At 65.6% G+C, this 8,618-nt stretch carries 9 protein-coding genes; 7 read left to right on the forward strand and 2 right to left on the reverse strand.

Features of this window, described 5'->3' with window-relative positions; all coding sequences use genetic code 11:
- Positions 1-351: 351 nt before the first annotated feature.
- The 5 genes from V3572_RS02440 to V3572_RS02460 all read left to right on the forward strand — a co-directional run bounded on the left by V3572_RS02440 (position 352) and on the right by V3572_RS02460 (position 6,359).
- Positions 352-2,031, forward strand: coding sequence for an FG-GAP repeat domain-containing protein (locus tag V3572_RS02440; RefSeq protein ID WP_332109380.1), 1,680 nt, complete (start codon positions 352-354; stop codon positions 2,029-2,031).
- A 243-nt stretch (positions 2,032-2,274) separates the two neighbouring features.
- Positions 2,275-3,120 carry a branched-chain amino acid ABC transporter permease gene (locus V3572_RS02445; protein ID WP_332109381.1) on the forward strand — a complete coding sequence of 282 codons (846 nt, stop codon included), beginning with the start codon at positions 2,275-2,277 and terminating at the stop codon, positions 3,118-3,120.
- The gene (locus tag V3572_RS02450; RefSeq protein WP_332109382.1) at positions 3,117-4,088 is read left to right on the forward strand and encodes a branched-chain amino acid ABC transporter permease; all 972 of its coding nucleotides are present in this window, start codon (positions 3,117-3,119) and stop codon (positions 4,086-4,088) included. Before V3572_RS02445 ends, V3572_RS02450 begins: the two co-directional genes overlap by 4 nt.
- 50 nt (positions 4,089-4,138) lie before the next feature.
- Positions 4,139-5,311: an ABC transporter substrate-binding protein gene (locus V3572_RS02455; RefSeq protein WP_332109383.1), complete on the forward strand. Its 1,173-nt coding sequence runs from the start codon at positions 4,139-4,141 to the stop codon at positions 5,309-5,311.
- A 46-nt stretch (positions 5,312-5,357) separates the two neighbouring features.
- Positions 5,358-6,359, forward strand: coding sequence for an RluA family pseudouridine synthase (locus V3572_RS02460; protein WP_332109384.1), 1,002 nt, complete (start codon positions 5,358-5,360; stop codon positions 6,357-6,359).
- On the opposite strand, the gene V3572_RS02465 is transcribed toward V3572_RS02460, so the two are convergent.
- Together V3572_RS02465 and V3572_RS02470 are read right to left on the reverse strand one after the other, a co-directional pair.
- Positions 6,331-6,687, reverse strand: coding sequence for a helix-turn-helix domain-containing protein (locus V3572_RS02465; protein ID WP_332109385.1), 357 nt, complete (start codon positions 6,685-6,687; stop codon positions 6,331-6,333). The genes V3572_RS02460 and V3572_RS02465 overlap by 29 nt on opposite strands.
- Entirely contained in the window at positions 6,656-6,934 is a 279-nt protein-coding gene (locus V3572_RS02470; RefSeq protein ID WP_332109386.1) for a cytotoxic translational repressor of toxin-antitoxin stability system, read from the reverse strand. Before V3572_RS02470 ends, V3572_RS02465 begins: the two co-directional genes overlap by 32 nt.
- A 101-nt stretch (positions 6,935-7,035) precedes the next feature.
- Here V3572_RS02470 and V3572_RS02475 point away from each other — a divergent pair, with 101 nt between their 5' ends.
- Together V3572_RS02475 and V3572_RS02480 are read left to right on the forward strand one after the other, a co-directional pair.
- Positions 7,036-7,956, forward strand: a complete 921-nt coding sequence (locus tag V3572_RS02475; RefSeq protein WP_332109387.1) for a DUF362 domain-containing protein — start codon at positions 7,036-7,038, stop codon at positions 7,954-7,956.
- A 34-nt stretch (positions 7,957-7,990) separates the two neighbouring features.
- On the forward strand, positions 7,991-8,618 hold a 628-nt coding region (locus V3572_RS02480; protein WP_332109388.1), incomplete at its 3' end, for an acylphosphatase.

Below are 8,618 nucleotides of genomic sequence, written 5' to 3' on the forward strand. Positions count from 1 at the left end.
CGCCTCGCGGCGGGGGTACAGGCAAAACGGGTCATGGAACAATCCTTGAAAGACGGATAAGCTGGGGATGCCTGACGAATAAAATGGGGCTTCTAATCGTAAAATCGGCCCGCTGCAAGCACCGGAACATGTCGATTTCATGACAAAAAAAAGTCCGGGGGGTGCTGTGCAGACATGTCCCGCCGCGATGTGCAAAAGCCCGGACATGTGCACATCTCTTCACTTGATACGCGCCAGCGTTGATAGTATTGCATGGCCGCGTCACGGGAATGTCGGACGAACCAACGCGCCATCGTCGTCCGTCGTTTCCCGGCAAACACTGGCCCCCAGCGGGGGCCCGGAGGAATCCGAATGACCCAGTCCAAACTGTATCTGCCCCTTGCCCTTGCCTTTTTGCTGCTTGTTCCGGCGCTCGGGCACGCCCAGACGAAAACCTTCGCTGTGACCCAGTTCACGGTGCATGGCCCCGAAAAGTACCAGTATCTCAAGCAGGGCATCCAGAGCATGGTTGTCTCGCGCCTTAGTTGGCCCGGAAAACTCCAGGCCATGGACGCCGCCAAGGTGGATGCGGCCCAGCCCGCGCCTCCCGCATCCGAGGCCGAGGCCCTGGCCGTGCTCAAAAAGCTCAAGGCCGACTACCTCGTCTACGGCAGCCTGACCATTACCGGCGAAGAGGCCAGCCTGGACATGCATTACCTCGACGCCAGCGGCAAGGCCTGGCCCAAGACCCTGCAAACCAAGCTCGGCAACCTCGTCCCCGCCCTGGAAAAGGCCGTCAAGGAAGCCGGAGCGGAGATTTTTCAGCGTCCCCCCAGCCCCTCCCAGGCCGGCGGTTCCGCCCCGGGCGGCGCCAAGACGCCCCCGCCGCCCAACGCCGACTTCGTGGCCAGCCAGGGGGCTAGAGACTCTCAGAAAAACTATCTCAACCCCAACTTCCGCTATGCCGGCCCCACCCAGACCCCCGGCGTCTGGCGCAGCCAGGCCCTTCCCTATGCCTCGTCGGGAATCGCCGTGGGCGATGTCAACGGCGACGGGAAAAACGAAATCGTGATCCTCGGCACGGCCTCGGTCGAGGTTTTCACCTACTCGAATGAACAACTCGTCCCCATGGCCAAATACGAGCCGCCCACCAACTTCCAACTGATCAACATCAACGCCTTCGACATCAACGGCGACGGCAACGCGGAAATCATCGTGTCCGCCAGGTATTTCAAGGATCCCCGGTCCTTCGTGCTTGAAATGGCCAGCGGCAAACTCGAACTCAAACACGCCGATATTCCCTTGTACCTGAACGTGGCGGCGACCCCTCCCGAATTTTCCAAGATTCTGGTGGGCTCCAAGCCCGAAACCCGGGAAGTCTTCACCCGGGGGGTCTACCAGGTGTCCTTCAAGGACGGCCAGGCCGTCTTGGGCAGCACCCTCTCCCTTCCCAAAAAGGCCAACGCCTATAACTTCGCCTTCCTGCCTGAAAAGGCCGGCTACAAGGTGATCCTGGCCGAGGATGGCGACCATCTGGGCGTGTACTCCGCCAAGGGCGAGCGTGTGGCCCTGACCGAAGAGGAATATGCCGGTTCCGGCATCGGGATCGAGCACGATCCCATGATGGCCCCCATGGACCGCCCGCGTAACGACTACCTGTGGCTGTACTACTACATCCCGCTGCCCATTTTGGTGGCCAACCTGGACACCGACCCGCAACACGAGATCCTGGTCAGCCGCAACATCTCCGTGGCGGCACAGTTCTTCGAGAACTACCGGTCGTTCTCCCAGGGTGAAATCCACGCCCTGTACTGGGACGGCGTGGGCCTCAACCTCAAATGGAAGACCCGGCGCATCAAGGGCACCATCTCCGGGTACGCCCTGGCCGACGTGAACAACGACGGGAAGCAGGAGTTGGTGGTTTCCCTCAACACCTGGCCCGGGGCCGTGGGCGTGGTCAACCGCAAGACCGTCATCATGGCCTACAGCCTGGATTCGGGAGGCGCCAACAACCAGGATACGGATTACGGCAACATCCAGGACATCAACTAAGCCCGAGAAAATCTCCGGCGGCATGACCATGCCGTCGGCAATGCGAAAGGGAAGGCCGTCCCTCCTGGGGGACGGCCTTCCCCTGTCCCGGCCCGGCCGGATTCTTTTGGCAAGGCCCCTGAAAAACCCCTATCGCAAGCGGCGTGCGCTTGCCGGACGGATGCGACGCCCCTGCCTTCGCCCCCGCCATGCCACGCCCTGGGAGCCCTTTCCCCGGTGGTCATCCAGTATCTGGCGCAAATCGTGAATTCCGGTCTGGCCCTGGGTTCCGTCTACGGACTCATGGCCATCGGATTCGCCCTTATTTTCAATTCCAGCCGCTTGATCAATTTCGCCCAGGGAGAGCTGTTGCTCCTCGGCGGGCTGACCCTGCAAAGCCTGTCCCAGGCCCTGCATCTGCCGCCCATGGCGGCCCTGGCCGCCGCCGCCCTTTTCGGCTTCATCCTCGGGCATGCCCTCTATGCCTCGACCCTGGGCGTCAGCATCAACGCCTCCCCCCTGCGCCAGCTCATGCTCACTGTGGCCGCCAGCCTGTGTTGGCAGGGCGTGGCCATCGTGTTCTGGGGCAAAAACCCCATCATGCTTCCCCAGCTTTTGTCACTGCCGCCCCTGCGGCTGGGGTTGCTGTTCTTCAGCCAGGACACGCTGACGGCCCTGGCCCTGTCGGTGGCCAGCGTCGTCTTGCTGTCGCTTTTTTTAAGCCGCACCACCACCGGGCGGGCGATTCGGGCCGTCTCCATGAATCCCGTGGCCGCCCGGTTGCAGGGCATCCGGCCCGGCCACTGCCACGCCCTGTCCTTCGCCCTGGCCGGGGTGCTGGCGGCCATGGCGGCCATGGCCATCGGGCCGCAGACCATGCTGCGCTATGACATGGGGCTGGGCCTCGGCATCAAGGGCTTCGTGGCCGCCACCATCGGCGGCTATGCCTCGGTGCCCCGGGTCTTTTTGGGCGGCGTGCTCCTGGGGTTGGTGGAGGCCTCCCTGGTGCTGCTTCTGTCCGGAGAACTCAAGGAAACCGTCACCTACATCCTGCTCATCGGCCTTTTGGTCCTGGCCCCGAAGGAGCAGGAAACGGCGCGCCCGGCATGACGCCCGCCATCTCCCGGCAGACTCGCGACGCGGTGGGTTTTTTCACGATCCTTGCGGCCGTGGGCCTTTTGTTGCCCGACTACCGCCTCCTGGTGGTCAACCAGCACCTCTTTTTGGCCTTAAACGTCCTCGCGCTCAATTTCTGCCTTGGCCTGGGCGGCCAGATCTCCCTGGCCCAGGGCGGCATGGCCGGGATCGGGGCCTATGCCTCGGTGCTGGCCCACGCCCATTTTCCCCAGGCCTCCGTGCTCGTGGTTCCGGCCGTGGTCCTTGCCGCCTTCGGCTTCGCCGCTGCCATAAGCCGCCCCATGGAACGCCTGGGCGAAGGGTTTCTGGCCATGGCCACCCTCGGCGTGTCGCTGATTTTCACCAACGTGGTCCTGACCATGGGGTCCGTCACCGGTGGCTCGGCCGGGCTTATGGTCGACACCAGGCTGACCGTCCCGGGCCTGGGAGCGCTTTCCGGGGATCGGACCTTTTTTTTCCTTTTCCTCATGGCCATGGCCGGCGGCTGCTGGATGTTCGCCTCGCTCAAGGACAGCCGCCCCGGCCGGGCGCTTCTGGCCTGCAAGGACGATCCCCTGGCCGCGTCGAGTTGCGGCATCGACCGGGCCGCCCTGCGCTCCCTGTCCTTTGGGTTGGGCGGGGCCCTCTCGGCCCTGGCCGGGGTGCTCAACGCTCACTACGGGGGCTTCATCAACCCCGAGCAGTACAGTCTGGAACTGTCGCTCAAGGCCCTGCTCTTCCTGGTCATCGGCGGCCCGGGGAACCTCCTGCGGCCCCTGGTGGCGGTCCTGGTCCTGGAGACCGTCATGTCCGGCATGCAGTTTCTGGGCGAGGCCCGTACCCTGGCCCACGGCCTGCTTCTGACCGCCGCCCTGCTGTTCGGCTACTGGCGCTCGATCCGGCCGGGCCGCTCACCCGCCGCCACCGGCGTCTGTGTTGCCGAAGGCCGCAAACCCATGTAACACCCTCCCTGCGCCCGTTTCCGGCGACATCCCTCCCGGAGGTTCCCGCCATGCTCCCCCGTATCCTGATCGTCCTTGCTGCTCTTTTTCTGTGTAGCACGTCGGCCTTCGCCGCTGAGGCCACCGGCGAGCCCATCCTGGTGGGAGGGCTTTTCGCCCAGTCCGGCCCGGCCGCCTTCGTGGGCACCCCCAGCCGTCTGGTGGCGGAGATGACCGTCAAAAAAATCAACGCCGCCGGGGGCATCCTCGGACGCCCCATCAAGCTCGTCATCCATGACACCGAATCCAATCCCGACGTGGCCCTGCGCATGGCCCGCCAGCTCGTGGAGGCCGAAAACGTCCTGGCCATCATCGGCCCCACCTCCACCGGGGAAGGCTTGGCCGTGAAAAAATACACCGAAGAGAAAAAAGTGCCCACGATCATGACCGTGGGCGGCGACCCGATCATCGCCGGGGGCAACTTCGGCCCCTTCACCTGGACCTTCAAGACCCCCCAGCGCACCTCCACGGCCGTGGAAAAAATCTACGACTACCTGAAAGCCAAGGGCATAACCTCCGTCGCGGTCATGACCGCCAAGGACGCCTTCGGCCAGGACGGCCTCAACCACCTCAAAAACCTGGCCGGAAAATACGGCATGAACATCGTCGCCGAAGAGACCTTTGATCCCAAGGGCACCGACTTCTCGGCCCAGGCCTTCAAGCTGACCACGGCCTCCCCCAAGGCGGTCATCATCTGGACCATCGGCCCGGCCGGGGCCATCGTAGCCAAAAACTTCGCCGCCCTGCCCGGCGACAAGCCCCTGGTGGTGGAATGCCACGGCCAGCCCGGCTCGGAGTTCCTGCAACTGGCCGGTCCCGCAGCTGGCGGCGTCGTCATGCCCGCCACCAAGCTCATGGCCCCGGACTCCCTGCCCGCCTCGGACCCCCAGGCCGCCGTGGTGCGCGCCTTCATCGCCGATTACGACAAGGAAGGCATCCAGGCCAAGTTCCCCATCAACACCCACTCGGGCTATGCCTTCGACGCCCTGATCCTGTTGCAGGCCGGACTGCAAAAGGCCGGAAAGGCCGACCCCGCCGCCCTGCGCGACGCCCTGGAGACCCTCACGGACGTGGTAGGCGTCTCGGGCGTGTTCACCATCACCCCCGAAGACCATAACGGCCTGTCCACCGACTCCATGATCATGCTGGAAGTCGTTGACGGCAAGTATCAGGTGGCGAAGTAGGAGGGGGAGGGGAAGGAAGATTTTCGGGGGGGAGGAGAAAAACGGGATGGGGGAGACGGTTGCGTTGGTCGGCGTCGAGGAGTCCGAGGCAGGCAGAAAGCTTGTGGACTTCATCAAGCGCCGGGCCGGAAAAGACCTCCCCACCTCCGCCGCCATGCGCTGGATACGCACCGGACAGGTCCGCGTCGACGGCCGCCGGGCCGGTCCCTACGACCGGGTCGTGACGGGCCAGATCGTCCGCCTGCCGCCGTTTCGGCCGGGGGGAGGAGGGACAAGAGAAAACGGCATGACCCGCAGCCCGGACGCGCCGCCATTGCCGCCGGTGGTTTTTGAGGGCGAGGGCCTCATGGTCCTGGCCAAACCCGCCGGGCTGCCCGCCCACCCCGGCACGGGCCACGCCGATTCCGTCCAGACCCGTCTGGCCGCCGCCTTTCCGGACGCGGCCTTCATCCCCGCCCCGGTCCACCGCCTGGACAAGGACACCACCGGACTGCTCGTCGTCGCCACCACCCACCACGCCGCCCGGGAAGCGGCCCAGGCCTTTCGCGAGGGCCGGGTCGAGAAGGACTATCTGGCCTGGGTGCTCGGATCCTGGCGGCTGTGCGCCCCGGGCGAGACCGTCCCCCTGCGCGACCGGCTGGCCAAGACCGGCCCGGCCGGACGCGAAAAGGTCCATGCCGGACAGGAGGCGGGGCACGAGGCCCTGGCCCTGGCCACGCCCCTTCTGGCGACCCCGGATCGATCACTTTTGCGGCTGCGGCTTGTGACCGGCAAGACCCACCAGCTTCGGGTCCAACTGGCCTCCCGGAACCATCCGATCCTTGGCGACCCCAAATACGGCCCCCCCGGCCAGGGGCCCGGCGGCCAGGGCCTGTGCCTGCACTGCTGGCGCATGGCCCTATTGGGCAAGACCTTTGAGTTGCCGCCGCCCTGGAGCAATGAGTTGGCCGTGCCGCCCGAAGTGCTTAAGGCCTTTGCGGCGAGAACCGAAGAGGGGAGAAAAATCGACGATCCCGGCCCTACAACAAAATCCGGTAGTCGATGTTGAGCACCTCGGCCAGCCGCTTGGCGCGCTCCTTGCCGATGGGCATGCGGCCGTTTTCCATGGCCGAGATGTGCCCCTGGGGAATGCCCGCCAGGGCGGCCAGGGCCTTCTGGGTCAGGCCCGCCTTGCCCCTGGCCCCGCGCAGGGCCACGGCCCACTCCGCAACACCACGGTACTGCGGGAAGAGCTCCCGCCAGGGAACCGTCTCCCCCATCTCGGTCAGGCCCATGCCCCGGGCCATCAGGGCCAGTTCCCGCATCTTCCCGGCCGGGCCGGAAAACCGCAGTTCCATGACCGCGTCAGTAGGGGGCTTTTTCGTGGGTTCCAACATAGGTCACCTCCAGAAGCCGCACGGCTCCGTCCGACTCTTCCCACACGGCCACGTACGTGGGACGTCCTTTCTTGATGTGGCAATGATGCCGCCGAGGTCCAAGCTTGCCGTAATTGGGCCAGTTCCCCCGGATGGGTCCGGCCTGCTCCATCTCCAAAAGCAGGGCGAAAAGCCGTTCCCGAACCCGCATGGGCAGCCGGTCCACCTGCCTGCGCACCGCTTTTGCGGCGGTCACCGTCCAGTTCATGACCCCCAAAATATACCACCTACTAGGATATCGTCAAGCCGCCACGGACAATCCCGCCTCTTCCCATTTGCCGCGCCGGATGACGCATCCCACCCCGGGCCATGACCATCCCCGTCTTTTTCAGCCGCATCCCGGACTACGAGCCAAGCCGCCTGGAAAGGGCCGTATCTGAACTCCTCGCGGTCGCCGGGTTTCGTCCGGCCCCGGGAAGCCATGTCCTGGTCAAGCCCAACCTGGTGGCCCCCCAAAAGGTGCACTTGTCCTGCACCCATCCGGCCGTGGTCCGGGCGGCCTGCATCTACCTCCTGGCCTGCGGGGCGCGCGTGACCGTGGGCGACTCCCCGGCCTTCGGCACGGCCCGGGCGGTGGCCCGGGTCTGCGGCCTGCCTCGGGCGCTTGCCGACCTGCCGGTGCGCCTCGTCAACTTCACCCGGCCCCGGCCCGTGCCCCTGTCCTTTGGCGGGACCATCGGCGTGGCCTCCCAGGCCCTTGATACCGACATCATCCTGAGTGTACCGCGCTTGAAGGTCCACAACCAGACAGGCCTGACCTGTGCGGTGAAAAACACCTTCGGCTGCGTGGCCGGATCACGCAAGGCCCTGGCCCACCAGATCCATGGCGAACGCGGCAACCGCTTCCCGCGCCTGATCCTGGACGTCATGGCCGCCCTGCCGCCGCTTTTTCACCTCGTGGACGGCGTCACGGCCATGCACCGGGCCGGTCCCATCGGCGGCGATCCCTTCAAACTTGGGCTTATGGCCGCCTCGGGTCAGGCCGTGGCCCTGGACACGGCCGTTAGCACCCTCACGGGCATGTCCCCGGAACTGGTCCCCCTGTGGCGCGAGGCCCTGGCCTGCGGCATGCCCGGGTCGCGACCGGAGGACATCTCATATCCCCTGCTCTGCCCGGCGGACTTCGACATAACGGGCTTTCTCACGCCCGGCGCCCTGTCGCCCGTGGCCTTTCGCCCCTGGCGTTTCGTCACGGGCCGCCTGAAAAGCCTTTTTGCGCGATTTCGTTGACATCTTTCCAATCCGCGCTACGTTTGCCCCACGCATGAAACACAGGATTCGCCGCCGTATCACCGTTACCGGACAGGTCCAGGGCGTAGGCTTTCGGCCCTTCGTCTACCGGTTGGCCCTGGAAAGGGGGCTTGGCGGCGTGGTGCGCAACACCCCCGAAGGCGTGGTCATCGAAATTCAGGGGACGGCCGCCGCCGTGGACGGCTTCTCCCGGGATCTGACCGAAAAGCTTCCCCCCCTGGCCCGGATTCTCTCCCGGAAGGCATCCGACCTGCCGCCACTTCCGGGCGATGCGGCCTTCGTCATCGGCGAAAGCGCCCCCGGCGCCGGGCACAACGTGCTCATAAGCCCGGACGTGGCCACCTGCCCGAACTGTCTGGCGGACATGGCCGATCCGGCCAACCGCCGCCACAACTATCCCTTCACCAACTGCACCGACTGCGGCCCGCGCTACACCATCACCAAATCCATCCCCTATGACCGGAAAACGACCTCCATGGCCTGTTTTCCCATGTGCCCGGACTGCGCGGCCGAGTACGCCGATCCCCTGGACCGCCGCTTCCATGCCCAGCCCAACGCCTGTCCGGTCTGCGGCCCACACGTCTGGCTCACGGACGCCGCCGGGACGACCCTGGCCGAGCACGACCCAGCCCTGGCTGCGC

The organism is Desulfolutivibrio sp. (assembly GCF_036584575.1).
GTDB lineage: Bacteria > Desulfobacterota > Desulfovibrionia > Desulfovibrionales > Desulfovibrionaceae > Desulfolutivibrio.

Coding starts and splice junctions, on each gene's coding strand:
- V3572_RS02440 (WP_332109380.1), top strand. CDS start 352: ATGACCCAGTCCAAACTGTATCTGCCCCTTGCCCTTGCCTTTTTGCTG.
- V3572_RS02460 (WP_332109384.1), top strand. CDS start 5,358: ATGGGGGAGACGGTTGCGTTGGTCGGCGTCGAGGAGTCCGAGGCAGGC.
- V3572_RS02475 (WP_332109387.1), top strand. CDS start 7,036: ATGACCATCCCCGTCTTTTTCAGCCGCATCCCGGACTACGAGCCAAGC.
- V3572_RS02450 (WP_332109382.1), top strand. CDS start 3,117: ATGACGCCCGCCATCTCCCGGCAGACTCGCGACGCGGTGGGTTTTTTC.
- V3572_RS02470 (WP_332109386.1), bottom strand. CDS start 6,934: ATGAACTGGACGGTGACCGCCGCAAAAGCGGTGCGCAGGCAGGTGGAC.
- V3572_RS02455 (WP_332109383.1), top strand. CDS start 4,139: ATGCTCCCCCGTATCCTGATCGTCCTTGCTGCTCTTTTTCTGTGTAGC.
- V3572_RS02465 (WP_332109385.1), bottom strand. CDS start 6,687: ATGTTGGAACCCACGAAAAAGCCCCCTACTGACGCGGTCATGGAACTG.